A 21406-nucleotide genomic window follows, 5' to 3' on the forward strand; every position below is an offset into this window, starting at 1 on the left:
GAATGAGAAAATATTCACATGCATTGAAGGTATTTGCTCTTTTGATTCTTCTTGTTTCAATGAATGCATGCGGATATAAGCCAAGTTCAAAGTATGCCAGAAGTGTTATTGGTTCAAAAATATACACACATGTTGTCATTTCAGCTTTGGATCCCCAAAATACCGTTTTAATAAAAGATGCGGTAGACAGCGCCATTGTGGAAATTTTTCATGCCTCTCTAACAGACAAATCCCATGCCGATACAACGTTGAATTTTTCTCTGACACCACCGAGTTATTCGCCAATTCAGTATAATGCAGAAGGGTATATTATTGCATATCGGGCAAAAATTGTTTTAAAGATTGCAAGAGAATCAAAAAATATTAAAAAAACGTATACGGCAAGAGGTACCTATGACTTTTCGGTTGTACCAAATGCTGTTATAACAGATCAGGAACGATTTGATGCGATAAAATTCAGTGCCATCAAGGCTATAGCATCTTTTGTTGCACAGGTCTCAGCAGAAGGATCACAACTATAAATCAGGAGAAGATTACATGACTATACAAACAATCATAAGTAAAGCTGTCAAAAGATTAAAACTCGAAGGAAAATTACTGACTCCTGACTTTTATGCAGAAGCATTTTGCAAAGAGGCGCAAAAAGCAAATATGCAGGTTGAAGATTGTCAACATATTGACAAGTTCAATGCCATGCTCAACAAAGACTTACAAAAAGAGCTCAAAAAATACAATATAAAAACGATGCATGAGTTTGTACGTTTGCTGATTTCAAAACTCAACAGAACCAACCCGACGCAGTGTTCAAACCTGCTTGAATCCCAAACATTACTGACAAAAAGGGTACTGCAGGTTATTACTGTACTACACAACAAAGAAGCGGGTGAGCTTGCACAAAAAACTCTGGAACTTATAGAGCATGGTGCCCAGCCTGAACAGTTGGACCAGTTTCGACAACGATGGGTCAATTTTTTAACTACTTATGATGATGCTTTTTTGCAAAAATTGAAAGAGTACGGTGATGTAGATACGCGGGATTTACAAAAAACTATTGAAAATTTACATTTGGAATGTGTTGGTGCACAAGAAAACCAAAGTGTGGATTTACAGAAAATATCAAAACTTTTGATAGCTTCTTTTGTTCCCTCCATTGCTTCAAGTGTGAATGATACGATTGCAGCTTTGAGTGAAAAAATCCAGAAAAATCCTGAACTGCTTGAACATGAAAGTGTTGAAAATGAAATCAGGTCAGCCATATCTTTGCGCATAGCACTTGACAAAAAAACTGTCAAAGAGATGGTAGAGTCTATTGACGGAGTTCTCGATAAACTTTCACTGCGTCTTATAGACATGATAGAGAGTTCTGACAACTCAAATGCCGAAATACAAAAAATAAAACTTGAGTTGGAATCTTATACGGAAGAATCAACTGTAAACTTTGCACTTGCACATAAAAAACTTTTTACAATTGCTGTTGCCTTAGAGAAAAATACACATCTTTTAAGTAAAGATTTGCAGGGACACAGTGAGGAAGTCAAAGCTTTGAGCAAAAAAGTCCGTACACTTGAAAAAGAGCTTGAAGAAGCAAAACAGGAATCAAAAGAGGATTTTTTAACGAAGTTGTATAACAAGCGCGCGCTTGATGAGTTTTTAACGATGAAAGAGGCAGAATACAAACGCTATGGACATAATTTTGTCATTGTTATGTTTGATATAGACTTTTTTAAAAAAGTAAATGATACCTATGGACATGAAGCCGGGGATGCGGTTTTGGCGGCATTTGCCAAAATACTCAAAAAAGAGAGTAGAACAGTAGATATAGTCGGGCGTTTTGGAGGCGAAGAATTTTTGGCACTTTTAAGTGAGACGGATTTGGAAGGTGGTGTGACTTTTGCCCAAAAGGTGAGAAAGCATGTCGAAAAGACTCGTTTTGTATATAAAGGCAAGCGTATTAAAGTGACTGTGAGTGCCGGTGTCGCGCAAAGAAGTGATCATATTTCACTTGACGCGACGATAAATTCTGCCGATGAATATCTGTATAAAGCCAAAAAAGAGGGAAGAAACAGAGCGGAGTATAAAAAATAAACGTGTTAGAGGAATTTCTTAGCAGCAAACCATTATATTATGACACCATAGACTACACCCGTATGCCCAGAGTATACGCAAAAATCAAAGCTTCATTAAAATTGCCAAAAATTATTCATCTTGTGGGAACAAACGGAAAAGGGACAACAGGACGTTTTTTGGCGTCAGCCTTGTACTCTTTGGGGTTTACTACGGGGCATTATACCTCTCCGCATATACTGACTTTCAATGAACGCATTTGGTTCAACGGAGAAAATGTCAGTGATATACTCTTAAACGAAGCACATCAAAAGCTTTTATCACTGTTGGACCCCCAGGATGCAGATTCATTAAGCTACTTTGAATATACAACACTTTTGGCAGTTTTTTTGTATCAGGAGTGTGACTATATTGTTCTTGAGGCAGGGCTTGGCGGAGAGCATGATGCAACAGCGGTATTTGAAAATATTTTAACACTTGTGACACCGGTTGGTTTTGATCATGAAGCTTTTTTGGGTTCGGATATTTTGTCCATAGCCACGACAAAACTCAATGCTATGCAAAAAAAAGTAATTGTGTCCAAACAGCCACATAAAGAAGTGATGCAGATTGCCAAAGAAATCGCACAGGAAAAAAATATCCATGTCGCAGACTACAGTGAACTTTTAGATGCACAAGACAAAGCGAAGATTGAAAAAATTGCCAGGTATCACAGGTTGGCGTGCTATTTAAAAGAAAATTTAATGGTAAGTATCGCGGCATTAAAGAGTCTGGGCATTTCGTACGAAGCAGAAGATTTTAAGCATGCAAAATTATTTGGCAGACTTTCTCAATTAGAGACAAACATACTGATAGATGTGGGACACAACACGCTTGCGGCACGTTCAATTTATGAAAGTTTAAAAGAGAATAAATATATATTGGTTTATAATAGTTTTAAAGATAAAAATTACAGTGAAATACTTACTGTTTTACAGCCGATAATTGAACATGTGGAAATTATAGCTGTAGAAGATGAAAGAATAGAAGAATTGAGCAAACTCAAAAAGGCAATAGAGGATTTGCAGATGAAACACACAAGCTTTCAAGGGATAGATGCAAATAAAAATTATCTTGTTTTTGGCTCCTTCAGTGTTGTGGAAACATTTTTGAAGGTGCATGGTGGATAATCATTTTACGGTTACTATTCATGATGACAACGGTGTCAAGCAGTTTAATGTTCACAAGTTTATAAAAAAAGCTTTTTTGTATACCGGACTTTTTTTACTGAGTATTGTACTGATTGCCGCAGGAACTATTTTGTATTTAAATGCCAGTGTGGATAAACTGCAGAGTAAAAAAAATGAAGTGGCACAGGCATATAAAGAGATGCTGCGTCAAAATCAAGCCTTGCAAAAAGAGATGAAGAGTACAACACATTCCCTTTTGGCAAAAGAAAAAGAGCTTGATGAACTTTCAGATTCTTTGTCTCAGATTGAAACGCTCATAGGACTCAAACCTCTTGCGAATGAATCTTTGGCCGAAAGAGTAAATATGACAATGCTCAGTTCATCGCACAGAGCAACACTGCTGGAACTTATACCAAGCGGATCTCCTGTAAAATACCATGGGATTACAAGCAAATTCGGCTACAGAATACACCCGACACTGCATAAAAAAGAGTTTCATCGTGGTTCTGACATGAAAGCGAAATTCAATACTCCTGTGTATGCAACGGCTGACGGTATTGTTGAATGGGCAGGGCTGCACAGGCGCAGCGGTTTTGGAAAACTTGTCATACTCGAACATGTGTATGGTTTTAAATCGTACTTTGGACATTTAAACAAAATTGTGGTAAAGTCAGGACAATTTGTAAAAAAAGGTGATTTAATTGCCTATACAGGCAATTCCGGGCTCAGTAACGGACCGCATTTGCATTATGAAATACGCTTTATTCACCGTGCATTAAATCCGTATTATTTTATAAAATGGACACAGCAAAATTATGATGAAATTTTTAAAAAGGAGAAAAAGATACCATGGCAATCTTTAATAATGGCAACATCGCGGATAAAAGTGATAAAACAGATGCAAACACAGCAATTGTCACAGCCGGAGCAAAAATCAAAGGCGAAATAGAACTTACATGCAATCTTTATATAGACGGAGAGTTAGAGGGGTTTATAAAGTCGTCCAAAGAGGTGAATGTGGGTAAAAACGGACATGTAAAAGGCGATATTACAACAAAGCGTCTCGTGGTTCAAGGCCTGGTTGAGGGGAGTATACATGCAGACCGTGTTGAAATAAAAGCGGCAGGACATGTAAATGGCGAAATTACCTCGCTTGAACTTGTCATAGAGGCCAAAGGTATTTTTCAGGGAAACTCAATAGTAAAAGAAACAGGAAAGTAATGTCACAGGCAATTTTATTTAATCATTTTAAAAACAATGCACAAAAAGATGCCCTTGAAGTTTTGGTATGTGAAGATGCAAAAGAAGCATATGAACTTGAAAATGTAGCAAAGTTTTTTGGACGGGATGTTGTTGTTTTTCCCGATTTCAGACCAGGTTACGGTGATGATTTGCGTTCTTACAAAGAAGAGTTGCACGAACTCTGTTTTGCTTTAAGAACATACTATTTTTGCGCGAAAAAACCACTTGTAATATCTCCTTTAAAAACACTTCTCTTTCATTTGCCAAAAAAAGAGCTGCTCGGTGAGATGAGGCTTGAATTTGGCTCAGAGATTAATCTCAAAGAGTTTAAAGAGCAGATGCTTTACTGGGGATACACTTTTGTTGATATGGTACAGGTTGCAGGTGAAATTTCTCATCGTGGGGATATTATAGATATTTTTGTACCTTCTTCCGAAAATCCGATAAGAATTTCCCTTTTTGACAATGAAATAGAACAAATAAAATCCTTTGCCCTTGAAACACAAAGAACCCTCGGCGATGATTTGGAAAGTGTAGAAATACGAAGTGCTTTTTATGCTCTGGATGAAGCATCCTACAATGCCTTGCATCAAAAAATACAAAAGAGTGAATTTGATGCACTCAACAAAGATGTAGCCTCTTTGGGGTTTTGGCATCTTGATGAATTGGCAGAGAATTTTTTAGCAGGCAAAAATGTCAAGCTTGTCAGAAATTTAGACAATATACTCAAAGATGCCTACGGCATAAACAATCCGCAGCTTCCAAGAGATGCTTTTGATCTTGAAGTGTTACAAGAGAGTGATGATGTCAAAGAGTTGGTTGTTGTAAATCCTGCACAGCTTTTAAGTGTTCACAAAAACAAAAAAGTAACGCTCATTGCTGCAAATAATGCGACAATAAAACAGGCCGGTATTTATGATACAACAGGCTTAAGCATTGTAGAGGCTCCTTATATATTAAATATTATTACACCTGATGAGCTGGTTATATCACTGAACAAAGCCGATAAAAAACGCCGCAGAAGAAAAACCTCTATTCTTTTGGATGATTTAAAAGCAGGTGATTATGTAGTTCATGAAGATTATGGTGTTGGTATCTTTGAAAAAATCGAAAAAACCGAAATACTCGGCGGAGTCAAAGACTTTATCGTCATTAAATATGTCGGTGATGATAAAATACTGCTGCCTGTAGAAAACCTCGACTATATTGACCGTTACATTGCAGGAGGCGGTGCGACACCTGTACTGGACAGGCTGGGAAAAGGAAGCTTTGGCAAACTCAAGGCAAAGGTAAAAAAAAGGCTGCTTGAAATTGCAGGACAGATTGTTAACACGGCAGCAGCAAGAGCGCTTATAAAAGCACCAAAGATTTCTTTGGATAAAAAAGAGCTGGAGCAGTTTCAGGCACTTTCAGGCTTTGAATATACAGATGACCAGACTCAGGCTGTTGAGGAGATACTCTCACAAATGAGTTCAGGGCATATAATGGACCGACTTTTAAGCGGAGATGTCGGTTTTGGTAAAACAGAAATCGCACTCAACACTATTTATGCAGCCTACAAGTCAGGCTATCAGTCGGCATTTATTGTACCAACTACACTGCTTTCAGCACAGCACTGGCGTTCTTTGGATGAGCGGTTTAAAGATTTGGGTATCCGTTATGCAAAACTTGACAGATTTGTCACCACAAAAGAGAAAAATGCAGTTATTAAAGGGCTGGCAAGCGGTGAAATAGATTGTGTTGTCGGGACGCACACGCTTTTTGGACTGGAATTTAAGAAACTTGGCGTCGTTATTATAGATGAAGAACACAAGTTTGGCGTGAAGCAAAAAGAGAAAATCAAAGAGCTCTACCATAATGTGCATCTGCTCTCTATGAGTGCAACACCGATTCCGCGATCACTCAATCAGGCACTCAGTTCCATAAAAACAATGAGTCAGCTATTGACAGCGCCGAGTGAGCGCCAGGGTGTAAGGACTTTTGTAAAAGAGTATGATGAAAAGCTGATAAAAGAGGTTATTTTGAGAGAACTTCGTCGTGGCGGTCAGGTTTTTTATGTGCACAATTCAATTGACCATATGCCTATAAAACTGGGAGAACTGCAGGCCCTGTTACCTGACTTGAGAATGCTGATGCTGCATTCTAAAATATCGGCAGTGGAAACAGAAAAAGAGCTGCTGAAATTTGAAGCAGGCGAATATGATGTCATGATAGCCACCTCCATTATTGAGAGCGGTATTCATATGCCCCGTGTCAATACCATCATTGTAGACGGTGCAGACAGATTTGGTATAGCAGATTTGCATCAGCTTCGCGGGCGTGTAGGTCGTGGACACAATGAGGGTTTTGCCTATTTTATTGTACAAAACAAAGAAAATTTGACAGATGAAGCCAAAAAACGCCTTTTGGCATTAGAATCGAACTCCTTTTTAGGTTCGGGTTCTGTGCTGGCACATCATGATTTGGAAATTCGCGGCGGCGGGAATCTTGTAGGAGATGCACAAAGCGGACATATTAAAAATATCGGCTACTCTCTGTATCTTCGAATGCTTGAAGATGCTATAAAAGAGTTGAGCAATACAGCCGAGGGAGAGCGGGCAAAGGTAGATGTAAAACTGAGCATATCCGCTTTTATCAGTGATGAAATTGTACAAGAAGACAGGTTGCGTTTAGATATCTACAGAAGACTTGCCCAGTGTGAAAGTGCTGTGGAGATCTATGAAATAGAAGAAGAGGTAATTGACCGTTTTGGCGAATTGGACATTCCTACCAAACAGTTTTTTGAATTGATGGTTATTAAACTTTTGTCCCTGGAGAAAAAAATCAAAACGATTTCAAACTATGGACAAAATATCACATTTACCTATTTAAATGAGTCCAAGGAGACAATAAAATCAGATTCGAAAGATGATGATGACATTATTAAAGCAACACTGTACTATTTAAGAAACAGCAAACCAAAAGTGCTCTAGTTGGTCTATATTACTCTTTTTTTAAGCGCTTTCGGTGCTGCGACTTTATTGCCGGTAGTGAGTGAAGCTGTATTGGTTTATGATATTACAGCCGGTTACAATATTTATGCTCTACTGGGTGTTGCTACACTCGGCAATACCCTTGGTTCCTGTTTGAACTACTTTTTGGGCAAAAAAGGGGTTGATTATCTGGCACGGAAAAAATATGTAAAAATGAGAGCGTATAAAAAAGCCGAATCAATGTTTGATCGTTACGGTGCCATCGTGCTGCTGCTCTCCTGGGCTCCGATCATCGGTGACCCTATTACTTTTGTAGCCGGTGCTCTGCATTATAACTTTAAAAGATTTTTTTTGCTTGTTCTGTTTGCAAAAGGTATTCGTTATATACTGTTGGCACTTTTTTTTATCTGATTTTTATCTCTTTGGAAAAAGCTTCAAAAATGCGGTAGGTACTCCAGTGATAGGGCATAAACTCCGGGTGCCACTGCAGACCCAGAATGAAGTCTTCATTGTCTGTTTCAATGGCCTGTATGAGGCCGTTTGTATCTTTTGCTGCAACTTTCAGCCCTTTTCCAAGTGTTCTCACTGTTTGATGATGCAGGGCATTGACTTTTAATTTTTCGGCTTTGAGAATTTTATGCAGATGGCTTTTTGGTTCTATTTTGATGGTGTTTTGAGGCAGCAGAGAATGCGGATGTCTAAAATCCAAATCCATTTCCGGTATATGCGGGTGAAGTGATCCGCCCATAAAGAGATTGATAAGCTGCATGCCTCTGCATATTCCCATAACGGGAATGTTTTGTGTGAGTGCGCGCTCAAGTAAAAAGAGTTCCATTGCATCACGCAGTGGTTCGGTTTTTTTTACACTGGGGTGCCTGGATGTATGAAAAGTATGCGGATCAATATCCACACCTCCTGTAAGCACAAGCCCATCCATTTGGGTGTTCTTGTCCCAATTATCAGGATGTAAAAACCTTGCATTCACACCAAAGAGCGTGAGCAAAGCACGACTTGTCATCCAGGCACTGCGACTTCCTTTGCTTGAGCCTGTTATGATTATATTTGTTTTTTCAGCCATACATTTACCTGCTGCAACCACTTCTCTTTTTTCAAAAACGAAAAAGGGTCAGTGAGGTATTTGCTGTATTCGCCGGCAAGTTGTGCAAGCATCTCTTTGTCTTGAGCGAGTTTTTCAATGATGACCCAGCTGTTCCAGGCATCGTAGGTGTGCCACTCTTTTTTGTCAACCTTGGAGTTTGGAAGGCGATAATGATAGGCAGGACGTGGTGAAATTTTTTCTTCGGGAAGTGTCTTGAAAACCTGATTGGAATCTATCCAGGCAAGCAGAGGCAAGAGGTCCAGTGCGCGATTACGGGTAGGGTTATATTGCAGATAGTCGCAGATAAACCGGTTCATATCCGGTTTGTAAGAGGTTTTGAGTACTTTTTGTATATACTCCTCTTCAAAAGGTTTGATATAGGGGCTGATTCTGCGTACAATATCAGGTTGCAGCCATAGCACAAGCGTCTCATAAAGAATGAAAAAGGCCCTGAGTGTATCAATAATTTCTGTTACTTCAAAAGAGAAGGCCTGAGGATTGATATGAAAGCCAAAGGCATAGAGAGGATTGGCATCAGTTCCAAGTGCTCCGTTTATTCGAAACGTCTCTTTTATCTTCTCTATAATTGCAATTTTATCCAAAGGAAGCGGCGGTGTTGTGATTTCATAAGGCACGATAGTTTGAGAAAGGGTGGCTATGAACTCTTCCAAAGCCAGTGCAATTTCTGTTTCGATAAACTGGTCAAGTCCTATATTCTGCAGCCATTTTTGCAGACCCTGTGAAATAAGAAACTGAAAATCAAGGATAAGATTAAAATCGCCATAGCAGGTATCTCTGATTTTGTAATGATAAGGATTTATTTTTTCCATACTGCCGGATTCTAGAGTTTCAATAAGTAATTCTGCACTTTTTTGTAACTCAATGGCACTGTATTCAAGTTCAAAGCCGACTTTTCGAAGCTCATTTGAAGCGTTGATACGTACAGGTGGTTGCATAAAATGATTCATACTGCAATTATACTGTTTTTTAAAGAAAAACAGGGAAAAGATTTGGCTATAATTCTAAAAAACAAACGAAAAGAATTATACATTGAAAATAGCATTTATAGGCGATATACTAGGTCAGCCCGGACGTATTATGTTGCGGGATTATCTGAAGAAAATAAAAGAAGAACACAAAATAGATTTTGTCATTGCAAATTATGAAAATGCTTCTCACGGTTTTGGGTTGACACTCAAAAATGCAAATGAACTCTTCTCCTACGGCATCGATGTTATGAGCGGAGGCAATCATACCTGGGATAAAAAAGAGATTATTCCTCTTTTAGATACGCATGAACTGCTGCGGCCCCATAATTATCCTGAGGAAGTACCGGGAACCGGTCTGCGTATTTATGATATAAAGGGTGAAAAACTTGCTGTCCTTAATATAATGGGGCACTATGCAATGCCCTATACCGACAATGCCTTTCGCTGTGCAAAAAATACGGTTGAGGAGCTGCACACGCAGGAGATAAAAAATATTTTTGTTGATTTTCATGCTGAGGCTACAAGTGAAAAACGCGCACTGATGATGATGCTTCAGGGAAAAGTAAGCGGAATTATCGGGACACATACTCATGTAGGCACTGATGATTTTCAAATTGTAAACGGTACGGCATATATGAGTGATATAGGGCTTACAGGGTGCCGTGACAATATTATAGGCATGGACAAGGATGTTCCTGTAAAACAGTTTTTGACAGGTCTAAAAGGGCATTTTGATATTCCAAAAAAGTGTAAAAAAATTCTGCAGATGGCTGTCATGCAAATCAATGAGGGCAAATGCAGTGAAGCATATAAACTGAAAATTTTTGATGACAGCAGAGTGATTAAAACCGAGGCATGGCCGGATTAGGCGGCAGTTACTCTGTAGTAGTTGTCATTTGCAATATAGGTATTGATAAATTTCTGTTTTAAAAGAGTGTTGCGTTGTATGTTTTCAGGCTGTTTGACCTCTTGTGTTAACGCTGTTTTGGGTTTTTGCGCAAGAGAAAAATAGTGAGAATTTTCACTGTAGGCATTCTGGGCACTGCTGATTTTTTTTATTTTTTCAAATTTTGTTTTGGCATACTCTTTTTTGGGTGTATTTTGCTGTTGCAGTAACTGCTGGTTGTGTAATGACTTATAGTTTGAAATATAATTGAGTGGTATTTTTACAGAAGAAGCAACAACTTTTTCAAGGCTTTTTGAGAATACTTTTTCTTGCTCTTGAGAGAAATTGTCTCTTTCATTTTGCGTATTTTTATCTATTTTTGATGTGTGCTTGTTTGGTATATATGTATTGTATGATGAAACAAACATCTTTTTTCCCTCTTCAAAATTTCCGCAATTGGTCTATTATACCATAGAATCTTTGATATAATTATAAAAAATATTAAGGCATATTTATGAGTGCAAATATAGTAATAGTTGAAGATGAGGAAGATTTGCTCGAACTGTTGGAATACACCCTGGAAAAAGAAGGATTTGAAACAATAGGCTTTTTAAATACAAAAACAGTTGTGCAGATTTTAGATGAAGAAGATATAGATTTACTTATAATGGACAGGAACCTTCCCGGTGTTGAAGGAAGTGAGTTTGTTGCAAAACTACGTGATGAGGGGCTTGATATACCCGTTATATTTTTAAGTGCAAAAGACAGAGATGAAGATATTGAGAGTGGCTTTTTGCGAGGCGGAGATGATTACATCACGAAACCGTTTAATATGAAAGAATTGGTCCTTCGCATCCGATCTGTATTAAAAAGAACTTCAAAAAAATACAATAATTCAAAATTGCTTTTTAGAGATTTACTGCTTGACAAAAGCAGCAGAACATTACATGTAGACGGAAGACCTGTTGATGTGACAAAGCTTGAATTTGATCTTTTAAGTGAATTTATCTTAAATAAAAACAGTGTACTTGACAGGGATTATCTGCTTGAAAATGTTTGGGGTGACAGTGAAAACCACCAGTACAAGACTGTCAATGTTGCCATCAACAGGCTCAAAGAGAAGATAGACCCGGACAAGTCAAAAGACTATATACAAACAGTTCGCGGAGTAGGATATAAAATATGTTAACAAATTGACATATTTTTAGCTTTCTTGATTTTTCTTGGTTATATTGTTGCTCTTAGGAGTAAGAATGAGAGATTTTCGAACGATTATAGAAGTTTTCAAAGAGCATATTGCGAATGGATCAAATACGAAAGTATATGATAAGGATGTGGCAAATTTACTAAATATTTCCCAATCAAAATTTGCAACAATCAAAAAAAGGAACTCTACCCCTTTTGTTGAGATATTAGAGTATTGCCATCAAAAAGATTTGTGCTGCAGTGAAATTTTTTTTGACTAGATTTTTGACTGCACGGTGACCTTTTTTGCCTCAAACATCTCTATCGCCTTTTGGATCATCGGCTCTTTTGTGATGTCAGTGCCGTTTGTTTCATCTTGCACAGAAGGCTCGTCACAGTTTGTGACACAGCTTGCAGCACCGCCTGCTTCAATGTCCTCGACGGTAGAGCCGCTTTGCATTTCGGGCTGTTGTTCGACGGGTTGTGATGCCTGTGTCTGTGGTTCCTCTTCTGTTTCTATCTTCGTGCAGGCAACTCCTTTTATTTTTGTCTCAAAACTAAAGGTTTCACGAACAAGCTGTTTAATGACCGCATATCCGTGTTTGAGCACTTTTTTACACTCTTCGTCCGCACAACTCTCCCAAGTAAGTATGTTTTTTTCATAGGAAACAAAGCGAATATTTTTTGTAAAACACTCACCAAGTGCATAGTTTCTGTCTGTGATTCTTTCTATGAGCGTTTGAAAAGTGAGAAGATGCTCATTGGGCGGTATTTCCTGCGTATTTTCTGCAGAGGTTTCTTTTGCGACTTTGCCGTTCATCTCAGGGGTAGTTTCCTGCATTTTTATTTTTACAGGAGAGGAGCTTTGCACCTCTTTTTTCTCTTCCTGTGATACAATAATTTCAGGACGTTTCACATCTTTTTCAAAAGATTCTATCATCTGATCAATTTCCCGTATTTTAAGCGCTTCTGTCATCTTGAAAAATATCATCGAAAGCACAAAGGAACCATCGGCATTAATGCTGAAAAGATATTTTGATTCACTCAGTATTCTAAAAAACCTGTCAAGTACCAGTGTAGAAAAAAGAGCATCCTGATTATACATTTTATCTTTGAGATAAGCGATGAGTTCGTCTACAACCATTTCACTTTCGTAATCTTCCAGTTCTTTTGTATACTCTACCAGCCGTGCATAGTCTTTTGCAAAAACAGTATCGAAAAGTTTACTGATAAATTTTGGGTCAACCAGTCCGAGCATATCTGTAACGGTACGAACATCAACATGGTTTTTTGAGTAGATTATTGCCTGATCAAGCAATGTCAGCGTATCACGAAGACTTCCGCTCCCGCTTCTTGCGAGAATTTCAAGCGCCTCTGTTTCATACTCTATCCCCTCAAGTTGCAAAATATGGGCAAGATGATCAACGACCTTGTTTGTGGCAATACTTTTAAATCGAAAATGCTGTGTTCTGCTTAAAATTGTTGCAGGAAGTTTGAGCGGGTCAGTGGTTGCAAGGACGAACTTGACATATTGGGGCGGTTCTTCAAGTGTTTTAAGCAGAGCATTAAAAGCCTCTTTTGTGAGCATATGTACTTCATCAATAATGAAGATTTTATATCTGGCAACGGCCGGTTTGTATTTTGTCTGTTCTATAAGATCACGAATATCGTCGATTTTACGGCTGCTTGCCCCGTCCATCTCTATGATGTCCATATGACGATTCTCTTTTGCCATCACACAGTTGGAACATTTGTCACAAGGTTTATGGCTCATTCCTTCTTCGCAAATGAGTGCTTTGGCAAAGATACGGGCAGTTGAAGTTTTTCCGCTCCCGCGCAGCCCTGAAAACAGATAGGCATGAGAGAGTCTGTTTGAATCAAGTGCAAGTGAGAGAGTCTGTGCTATCGTCTCTTGACCGATAAGTTCATCAAAGTTTGACGGACGATATTTTCTGGCTAAAACTTCATGCGCTTCTTTCAAATTCATACTCCAAATTCAGGTAAATAGATTTTAGCAGAGAGTGGATTAAAAGATGATTTAATGAAACTGTTTTTCCTGGTAAATCAAAGGTACAAATACAAAACCTGCATATTCCTCTTGCTGTATTCTGCCATCTTGAAGTTTTTTAAACTTAAAGATGGAATTGCCTACCGGTATGACAAGTACACCGTTGGGTTTGAGTTGTTCAAAAAGTGAAAAAGGAATTTCCGGTGCACTGGCAGAGACCAGTATCTTGTCAAACTGTTCTCCCGGTTTTCCTAACTCTTTGCCTGCTTTTTCGATATGACACTGCCCAAAACCAAACTGCGAAAGGTTTTTTTGTCCAATACTGACAAGTCTCTCAACACGTTCCATGCCCGTAACATGACCGGTTTGGCCTACAATGGCGCACAGGAGTGATGTAGTCCAGGCGGAACCTGACCCTATATCCAAAACAGAGTCTCCTTGGTGTGGTTGAAGCAGTTCAAGCATAAAAGCAACTGTTGAAGGCTGAGAGATTGTCTGTCCTTCGCCGATGGGCAGGGGAGCATCTCTGTAAATTGCTTCTTCAAAACCTTCGGGCACAAAATATTTTCTGTCAATCTTTTCAAAAGCTTTTATGATTTGTGGTGTTTTTAAAACGCCAGAATTTTGCATGCTTTGAATGAGTTCATGGTTTGTACGCATATTTGCTCCTTTTGTCTGAAATTTATCTGCAATAAAGTATTCTTTCCATATCATAATGTAAAGCATCTTTTGTTTTGATGATGTTTTTAAATTTTTTTACAAGGATGAATTATGAAATTAGACAATACAGTTATAATTGTGGCAGACTTAGGGGAATTAAAAGCATATAAAACAGTAAAACATGAAGATATTTATAACAATGAATTGAAAATTAACTACTCTTTGGAATTGGTGAATGCTGAAGATTTTATTGAGGGCAGAAAAAAACTCCATGAACTCAAAAGTGATGCCAATGGCAGAAAAGGACACGCAACAATTGAAGAACACAGTGTTGAAGAGACGATTGCAAAAAGAACACTTACTGAGGTGGCAGAAGATATAGATATGATTGTACAGCAGATACAGCCAAAATCTCTGTTTTTAGCGTTTCCACAGGAGAACAATGCCGAACTGCTTGATAAACTCAGCCAGGAAACAAAGGCTGTTTTGAAAAAGAATGTGGCGCTTGATTTGGTGAAAATCGATAAAAACAAACTGTTTGAGTATTTTAACTAATGGGAACTTTTAGTTGATATAGAGTTAAAAGATTATATAATCTTTTAAAAATATCAAATGGTTCTCATGAAAAAATTTAAAGAGTTGCGTAAAAAAGCAAATAAATTTATATACAAAAGCTATGAAATTCAAGAAGATGAAGATAAAATAGCTCTGCACTTTCACTATCAACTTGATGAAGAAGGAAAAACTACTGACTTTCTTCATCGTCTCAGCATTACAAAAAATGAAAAAATATCTACAGATTTTTCTATGCAAAATATTGTTTTTCATATCGGCCTTGCAGAAGCCATCAGTTACTACAAAATCGCTCTGCCGCAAGAGTTTGTCATAGAATGCGGAACAATAAACGAAATGCAGAAAAAATGGTTTGAAAAGCTTTATTTTAATGGGCTGGGGGAGTATATTTATCTCAATGGCATCGAGGTAAAGCAAGAAGATCTTGTTCGCTTTACATGTAAAGGCAAGACATTTGACAAAACAGCTTTATGCACACAGCAAAACATCATCATACCGATTGGCGGAGGAAAAGACTCTCTTGTAAGTTATGAGCTTTTAAAAAAGGAGTTTCCTGATGCATTGATGTTTTCTATGAACCCTATTGTTGCTTCACAAGAGATACTGAAGCAGCATCCAAAACATGCGATAGAACTAAAAAGAGAGCTTGACCTGGAGAAAATTCTGGATTTTAATGCGCGTGGCTACTTAAACGGACATATCCCTTTTTCCTCCATTGTCGGCTTTATCTCCATTTGGCTTGGTCTGCTGTATAAAACGAAGTACATCGTCCTTTCAAACGAATCAAGCGCCAATGAAGAAAACATCATCTACAACGGACAGAAAATCAACCATCAGTACTCAAAATCTATAGAGTTTGAAAATGATTTTCGGGAGTATGTTTTTAGTTTTATAACGGAGGATGTAGAGTATTTCAGTTTTTTGCGTCCTTTGGACGAGATACACATTGCCAAGCTTTTTGCCAGCTTTGCAAAAGAACACTTTTTTACGTTTCGCAGTTGTAATGTTGGCAGCAAGCGCAATGAATGGTGTGGCAAATGCCCAAAATGCCTATTTACCTATATCATGCTGTGCAATTATATAGAGGACGCTGCACTGCAAAAAATATTTGGCAAAGATATGCTTGACGATTTGGCACTGCAAGAACTTTTTGACGGACTTTCCCAAAGTGATGCCGTCAAACCTTTTGAGTGTGTGGGGACCTATGATGAGGTCAATTACGCATTAAGCAAAAAATATTATTCGTATTCTCAACAAGAATTGCCGTCCCTGTTGAAAACCTACAAACCAAAAAATATGGAATATCCTTTACATGTAAACTATGACGGGCAAAACAATCTGCCACAAAAATTCAAAAAGAACCTCAAAAGCCATGTTGAAAAACTTAGTTTCTGATTTAAAACAGTATAAAAGCATCGGGATTTTCGGTTTTGGTGTAGAAGGGAAATCTTTTTATAATTTTGCACAAAAATATTTACCGGGTACTGAACTTGTTATCATAGATAAAAATCATCCTTCTTGTGATGAGAATTATTTGGACAGGCTCCATGAAGCAGAACTGATTATCAAATCACCCGGCATCTCTTTGTATAATTTGGACATTGATTATCACTCTTTTCATTTTTCTTCTACAACAGCACTGTTGCTCAAGCATTTTAAACATCAGATTATCGGAGTAACGGGAACAAAAGGCAAAAGTACCCTTGTAACACTTATAGACAGTTTGTTGAAAAATGCAGAAAAAAAGAGTATTTTATGCGGCAATATCGGTATACCCGCTTTTGATATGCTCGAAGAGATCAGCGCTGAGACAAAAATAGTGATGGAACTCTCCTCTCATCAGCTCTTACATGTAACGCATTCCCCTCATATTGCGATTTTGACCAATCTGTTTGAAGAACATTTGGATTATTACAAAGATGTACATCAATACTATGAAGCCAAGTTCAATATATACAGGTATCAGAGCAAGCAGGATATTTTTATATATAATCTGGCGCAAAAATTGGACTGCGGATATAATGTATATGAAAATGAACTCAAATACAGTGTGGATTTCAGTCTGCAAAACGGGTTTATTCATAAATCTACTTTGCAGATACTTGAAAAACTCAAAGAAATTTTGGCACTCGGTGATGAGGCATATATGCAAACACTTAACGCTTTTCAAACGCTTCCTCACAGGCTGGAATTTGTCAAAGAAGTCAAGGGTGTGTCTTATATAAATGACTCAATAGCAACAATTCCTCAGGCTACCATAGAGGCTGTGAAAATTTTAAAAAATGTTGATACGCTTATAATCGGGGGGAATGACAGAGGTGTGCATTATGAAGTGCTGATAGATTTTTTGCTTACAAGTGATGTCGCAAACATCATACTTTTTTCAGATACAGGGAAAAAAATTTATGATGCTTTACATGTAAAAGTGAAACAAAAAAATCTGTTTTTGCAAAAAAACTTGCAAGAGAGTGTCAAAAAAGCCTATAATATAGCAAGAAAAACCGTGTTGTTCTCTCCTGCTGCTTCGAGTTTTAACGAATATAAAAACTTTGCAGAGCGTGGGGATGAGTTTAAAAGAGCAGTTAAGCAATTAAAAGGATAGACAATGGCGTTTATAGATGTGGATGAAGATAATTTTGATGTTGTTTTGGCAAGAGAATTTGAAAAAGAAAAATTTGTCGTTTTAAAGTTTGGTTCTTACTACTGTGATGCATGCCAGATTATGGACATGGAGCTTGAGGAGTTGTGTGACAGGCTTGCGAATGTTTCTGTTTTGAGCATTGACAGCGGAAAGTCGGAGTATCTGACACAGCGGTATTTTGTTGAAGAAGTGCCGACTACTTTGATATTTAAAGAGGCAGAGAAACAGCTTTTTTACAGAACAGGGATTACTCTTGCCGATGATATGATAGATGTGATTTTGAAAGAGTGTTAAGGACTTAATCTCAATTTCGGAACCGGTACTTCAGTGCCGGCTGTTGTAATACTCTTGCCACTCTTAGCCCGCACTGAAGTACGGGTTCCTAAAAACATGAACACTAGCTGTTTGTGTTCATACTTTCAAGAAACTCTTCATTCGTAGATTTTTTGCCCATAGTGTTGTAGATAAATTTGAGTGCTTCGACTTCGTTATCCTGTTTATGCAGCATCTGACGAAGAATAAATACCTTCTGCAATACTTCTGGACCGATAAGGAGTTCATCTTTACGTGTTCCTGATTTGAGAATGTCAATAGCAGGGTAGATACGTCTGTCTGCAATTTTTCTGTCAAGGACGACTTCCATATTTCCTGTCCCTTTGAACTCTTCAAAGATAACTTCATCCATTCGGCTTCCCGTATCAACCAAAGCTGTGGCAATAATAGTCAAACTGCCGCCGTTTTCAATGTTTCTCGCCGCTCCGAAGAAACGTTTTGGCTTATGCAGGGCATTTGCATCCACACCGCCTGAGAGCACTTTTCCGCTTGAAGGGGTAACTGTGTTGTAGGCACGTGCAAGACGAGTGATAGAATCCAGGAGAATAACGACATCACGACCAAGCTCTACTCTACGTTTTGCTTTTTCTATGACCATCTCGGCAACTTTTACATGGTTTTTTGCAGGCATATCAAAGGTAGAACTGTAGACTTCTCCTTTGACGCTTCTCTCCATGTCTGTTACCTCTTCTGGGCGTTCGTCCACAAGAAGTACCATCAAATCAACTTCAGCATGATTTGTCGTAATACCGTGTGCGATCTCTTTTAAAAGCTCTGTTTTCCCGCTTCTTGGAGGCGCAACTATCAAACCGCGCTGTCCCTTTCCGATAGGACAAAAAAGATCCATCATACGGCCTGTCAAGCCTTTTTCACGGTATTCGAGTTTGAGCTGTTCTGTCGGATAAAGTGGTGTGAGGTTTTCAAAAAGAGGTCTTTTCTTACTCTCCTCCGGAGGAAGGGAGTTGACTGCTTCTATCTTTATAAGCGCGTAGTAGCGTTCCTGATCTTTTGGGGGACGAACCTGACCCGTTACAACATCTCCGTTTCGCAGAGCAAAGCGTTTGATTTGTGTGTTTGATACATAGGCATCATTGATACTTTCATTAAAACTCTGATCGATTGAACGGATAAAACCGTAACCGTCTTGCATAATTTCCAAAATACCGCTGAAAAGAATATAGCCGCCCTGTGCAGTCTGTGCTTTGAGTATTTCAAAGATTACATCCTGGCGTTTGAGTTCATTTGGCTGTTCAACACCAAGCTGTGTCGCTATATCAACAAGCTCTTGAATGCTTTTTGTACGAAGTTCTTCGACACTTGAGCCTTTTACAGGAGTGTGTGTTCTGGATTTTGAATTGTTTTTATGATTGTTTTTAGTGTTTTTACGCGATTGTGTGGAAGATTCATTTTCACTCATATGTATGACTGCCTTAATTGATTAGGATTGAAATTGTAGGAAAGATTCAAAGATACCTTGTGTATCTGTCTTGTTGCTGGAATTTTACAATAACTCTGACGCTATTGTCAAGTTTTTGCATTTTTAGGCGTAAAGTTCTTTGTTAAAGGTATCAAACTCTTTGAGTGTTTTTTCCAGAAGCTTCTGTGTTTCTTTGAAAATGTTGAGAGGTTCCTGTACTTTTTGCAGTGATCTGTCAAACATTTCTACAATATTTGTTTTGATAGTATTGTTGCGTGCCTCACTGTTGTTTTCATTGGGTTGAAACAGTGCGGCTATTTTTTTGGCAAGCTTTGTTACCGGTGATTTTGGGGCATCTTCGCTCAACTCCTGTATAAATTTGTCTATATAAGGCTGGGCTGTTTTCATGAAAGCTTCTATCTCTTTTTGGTCCTGAGCATCGATGCCGTTTGTATCTATGGAGAACTTAAATGAGGACATTGAGGAAAAGCTCATTGATGTTTTGCGTGAACTGCCATCTGTCTCATAGTTTGCAGAGGCAGACTTCTCGTTTGCAAAGTCCATTGTTATGACGTCTCCGCTTGAGGTTTTCATGGTAATGTTCAAATCATGGCGGTAGTAACTGTTTGCTGCATAGGATGTGTTCATTTTTCTTTTCTTCTCTTTTTTACTTTTAATCTATATCGGTAATAATGAAAAATTATCAAATGTAAATGATGTTTTCTATACAATTACATTATGAAGAACAAGTATAAAATTTTAGTAACAAATGATGACGGATATGAGGCGAAAGGACTGCTGTGTCTGGTGGAAGCTTTACGTGAGCTCCCAGATGTGGAGGTGACTGTTGTGGCTCCGGCAAATGAAAAGTCTGCCTGCGGGCACTCTTTGACCCTGACAAGACCTTTGCGTTTTGTCGGGATTGAAGAGAACTTCTTTAAGCTCGAGGACGGAACACCGACAGACTGTGTTTATCTCTCTTTGAATGCAATTTTTCAGGGAAACAAACCTGATCTTGTTGTCAGCGGGATAAACAGAGGCTCAAATATGGGTGAAGACATTACCTACAGCGGGACAGCGGCAGGTGCTATGGAAGGTGTTTTGCACAATATTCCCTCTGTTGCGATTTCGCAGGTAATGGATTTTACCAATCCCAAGGGAGATTTTACGCTCGCGCAAAAAACAATCAAAAAGATAGTGACAAAAATACGAAATGAAAAGTTCCCTCTGCCTGAGAGAGAATTTTTAAATATCAACATTCCTCCGGCAGTTGAAGAGGCACAGATGAAGATAACCTATGCAGGGTACAGGGTCTACTCGAATGAAGCCGATGTGCACAGTAATCCACGAGGCGAGAAACACTACTGGCTTGGGCTGCATCCTCTGAATTTTCGAGCAAGAGAAGGTATCAAAGGTGTGAGCGATTATGAAGCAATACGTGACGGATTTATATCTGTGACCCCGATTATGCTTGATCTGAGTGCATACAAAAGCATGAAAACATTAGAAGAATGGTTGGACTGATGCAAAAATATGACCGTATAAAACTTGTGTTAAAGGATGATTTTTCTAAACTCGAAGATGCTAAAATATTACTGCTGGGTGTCGGCGGTGTCGGCAGCTTCTGCCTGGACTGTTTATACAGAAGCGGTGTGAAAGATATCACGATTGTAGATTTTGATACCTATGACAAATCAAACCAAAATCGTCAGATGTGGTCGGAACTGCATGAAGGTGAGACAAAGGTGAATGCCTTAAAAGAGCACTATCCGGAGTTACATGTAATCAACAGACGCATAGACGAAGCGTGGGTGCAGGAGTTTGATTTTGAACCATATGACCTGGTACTTGATGCGATAGATGACAGAAATGCAAAACTCGCAATCGCACAAAAATGCCATAAAAAACTCATCTCTTCTTTTGGAAGTGCCAAAAGGCTTGATCCGACAAAGGTTCAGGTGGGTGATATCTGGAAAAGTTACGGCGATAAATTCGGTGCAAAAATTCGGTATGAATTGAAAAAACGCGGTTTTAACAAAAAATATAAAGTGATTTTTTCAAGCGAGGAAGCAGTCATAAAAGAAAAAGGCAGCTTTATGGGGGTCACGGCAACTTTCGGTCTGACCATGTGTGCCGAAGCAATCAAAAAGCTAAGAGAGGAAAAATAG

The 21406-nt window shown here is 38.5% G+C and carries 23 protein-coding genes; 16 read left to right on the forward strand and 7 right to left on the reverse strand.

Features of this window, described 5'->3' with window-relative positions; translation table 11 throughout:
- Positions 1-2 precede the first annotated feature (2 nt).
- The 7 genes from lptE (at position 3) to MLC52_RS02980 (ending at position 7858) form a co-directional block, all read left to right on the forward strand.
- Positions 3-521 (forward strand): LPS assembly lipoprotein LptE, encoded by a 519-nt coding sequence (lptE, locus tag MLC52_RS02950; RefSeq protein WP_434581235.1) that lies wholly within the window; start codon positions 3-5, stop codon positions 519-521.
- 16 nt (positions 522-537) lie between these two features.
- Positions 538-2085, forward strand: a complete 1548-nt coding sequence (locus tag MLC52_RS02955; protein ID WP_434581237.1) for a GGDEF domain-containing protein — start codon at positions 538-540, stop codon at positions 2083-2085.
- A 62-nt stretch (positions 2086-2147) separates the two neighbouring features.
- Complete coding sequence (locus MLC52_RS02960) at positions 2148-3233, forward strand: bifunctional folylpolyglutamate synthase/dihydrofolate synthase (protein WP_434581239.1); 1086 nt, start codon at positions 2148-2150, stop codon at positions 3231-3233.
- A complete protein-coding gene (locus tag MLC52_RS02965; RefSeq protein ID WP_434581241.1) occupies positions 3223-4182 on the forward strand; it encodes a peptidoglycan DD-metalloendopeptidase family protein in 960 nt (319 codons plus the stop codon). The genes MLC52_RS02960 and MLC52_RS02965 overlap by 11 nt, the downstream gene beginning before the upstream one ends.
- The gene (locus MLC52_RS02970; RefSeq protein ID WP_346389443.1) at positions 4083-4454 is read left to right on the forward strand and encodes a bactofilin family protein; all 372 of its coding nucleotides are present in this window, start codon (positions 4083-4085) and stop codon (positions 4452-4454) included. The genes MLC52_RS02965 and MLC52_RS02970 overlap by 100 nt, the downstream gene beginning before the upstream one ends.
- A complete protein-coding gene (locus MLC52_RS02975) occupies positions 4454-7447 on the forward strand; it encodes a DEAD/DEAH box helicase (RefSeq protein WP_434581243.1) in 2994 nt (997 codons plus the stop codon). The genes MLC52_RS02970 and MLC52_RS02975 overlap by 1 nt, the downstream gene beginning before the upstream one ends.
- Positions 7448-7858: a YqaA family protein gene (locus tag MLC52_RS02980; RefSeq protein WP_346389445.1), complete on the forward strand. Its 411-nt coding sequence runs from the start codon at positions 7448-7450 to the stop codon at positions 7856-7858.
- Here the strand turns inward: MLC52_RS02980 and MLC52_RS02985 are convergent.
- Positions 7851-8525, reverse strand: coding sequence for a gamma-glutamyl-gamma-aminobutyrate hydrolase family protein (locus MLC52_RS02985; protein ID WP_151900900.1), 675 nt, complete (start codon positions 8523-8525; stop codon positions 7851-7853). The genes MLC52_RS02980 and MLC52_RS02985 overlap by 8 nt on opposite strands.
- Entirely contained in the window at positions 8504-9514 is a 1011-nt protein-coding gene (locus MLC52_RS02990; protein ID WP_434581245.1) for an amidoligase family protein, read from the reverse strand. The genes MLC52_RS02985 and MLC52_RS02990 overlap by 22 nt, the downstream gene beginning before the upstream one ends.
- Before the next feature lie 82 nt (positions 9515-9596).
- Between MLC52_RS02990 and MLC52_RS02995 the strand changes: the two genes are divergently transcribed.
- Entirely contained in the window at positions 9597-10403 is an 807-nt protein-coding gene (locus MLC52_RS02995) for a TIGR00282 family metallophosphoesterase (protein ID WP_434581247.1), read from the forward strand.
- Here the strand turns inward: MLC52_RS02995 and MLC52_RS03000 are convergent.
- Positions 10400-10849, reverse strand: a complete 450-nt coding sequence (locus MLC52_RS03000) for a hypothetical protein (RefSeq protein WP_151900897.1) — start codon at positions 10847-10849, stop codon at positions 10400-10402. The genes MLC52_RS02995 and MLC52_RS03000 overlap by 4 nt on opposite strands.
- 86 nt (positions 10850-10935) lie before the next feature.
- Here MLC52_RS03000 and MLC52_RS03005 point away from each other — a divergent pair, with 86 nt between their 5' ends.
- Both MLC52_RS03005 and MLC52_RS03010 read left to right on the forward strand, forming a co-directional pair.
- Positions 10936-11610, forward strand: a complete 675-nt coding sequence (locus MLC52_RS03005; protein ID WP_151900896.1) for a response regulator transcription factor — start codon at positions 10936-10938, stop codon at positions 11608-11610.
- A 64-nt stretch (positions 11611-11674) separates the two neighbouring features.
- Positions 11675-11887, forward strand: coding sequence for a hypothetical protein (locus MLC52_RS03010; protein ID WP_418641097.1), 213 nt, complete (start codon positions 11675-11677; stop codon positions 11885-11887).
- Here the strand turns inward: MLC52_RS03010 and MLC52_RS03015 are convergent.
- Entirely contained in the window at positions 11884-13587 is a 1704-nt protein-coding gene (locus MLC52_RS03015) for a DNA polymerase III subunit gamma/tau (protein WP_434581620.1), read from the reverse strand. The two genes, MLC52_RS03010 and MLC52_RS03015, sit on opposite strands and share 4 nt — an antisense overlap.
- 57 nt (positions 13588-13644) lie before the next feature.
- Positions 13645-14274 (reverse strand): protein-L-isoaspartate O-methyltransferase, encoded by a 630-nt coding sequence (pcm, locus tag MLC52_RS03020; protein WP_434581250.1) that lies wholly within the window; start codon positions 14272-14274, stop codon positions 13645-13647.
- Positions 14275-14385: 111 nt separating this feature from the next.
- Here pcm and MLC52_RS03025 point away from each other — a divergent pair, with 111 nt between their 5' ends.
- The 4 genes from MLC52_RS03025 (at position 14386) to MLC52_RS03040 (ending at position 17782) form a co-directional block, all read left to right on the forward strand.
- Positions 14386-14829, forward strand: a complete 444-nt coding sequence (locus tag MLC52_RS03025; protein WP_151900887.1) for a host attachment protein — start codon at positions 14386-14388, stop codon at positions 14827-14829.
- 66 nt (positions 14830-14895) lie between these two features.
- Positions 14896-16242 carry a hypothetical protein gene (locus MLC52_RS03030; RefSeq protein WP_434581252.1) on the forward strand — a complete coding sequence of 449 codons (1347 nt, stop codon included), beginning with the start codon at positions 14896-14898 and terminating at the stop codon, positions 16240-16242.
- Positions 16223-17449 carry a Mur ligase family protein gene (locus MLC52_RS03035; RefSeq protein WP_434581254.1) on the forward strand — a complete coding sequence of 409 codons (1227 nt, stop codon included), beginning with the start codon at positions 16223-16225 and terminating at the stop codon, positions 17447-17449. The genes MLC52_RS03030 and MLC52_RS03035 overlap by 20 nt, the downstream gene beginning before the upstream one ends.
- Positions 17450-17452: 3 nt before the next feature.
- On the forward strand, positions 17453-17782 hold the full coding sequence (locus MLC52_RS03040; RefSeq protein WP_151900884.1) for a thioredoxin family protein: 330 nt from the start codon (positions 17453-17455) through the stop codon (positions 17780-17782).
- Positions 17783-17885: 103 nt separating this feature from the next.
- Here MLC52_RS03040 and rho read toward each other — a convergent pair whose 3' ends face one another.
- Positions 17886-19238 carry a transcription termination factor Rho gene (rho, locus tag MLC52_RS03045; protein ID WP_346389463.1) on the reverse strand — a complete coding sequence of 451 codons (1353 nt, stop codon included), beginning with the start codon at positions 19236-19238 and terminating at the stop codon, positions 17886-17888.
- 123 nt (positions 19239-19361) lie between these two features.
- The gene (locus MLC52_RS03050) at positions 19362-19886 is read right to left on the reverse strand and encodes a hypothetical protein (protein WP_346389464.1); all 525 of its coding nucleotides are present in this window, start codon (positions 19884-19886) and stop codon (positions 19362-19364) included.
- A 90-nt stretch (positions 19887-19976) separates the two neighbouring features.
- Here MLC52_RS03050 and surE point away from each other — a divergent pair, with 90 nt between their 5' ends.
- A complete protein-coding gene (gene surE, locus MLC52_RS03055) occupies positions 19977-20762 on the forward strand; it encodes a 5'/3'-nucleotidase SurE (protein WP_434581256.1) in 786 nt (261 codons plus the stop codon).
- Positions 20762-21406, forward strand: a complete 645-nt coding sequence (locus tag MLC52_RS03060) for a ThiF family adenylyltransferase (RefSeq protein WP_434581258.1) — start codon at positions 20762-20764, stop codon at positions 21404-21406. The genes surE and MLC52_RS03060 overlap by 1 nt, the downstream gene beginning before the upstream one ends.

Origin of the sequence: Sulfurimonas sp. NW15, assembly GCF_051132285.1 — a bacterium.
Classification (GTDB): Bacteria; Campylobacterota; Campylobacteria; order Campylobacterales; family Sulfurimonadaceae; genus Sulfurimonas; species Sulfurimonas hydrogeniphila.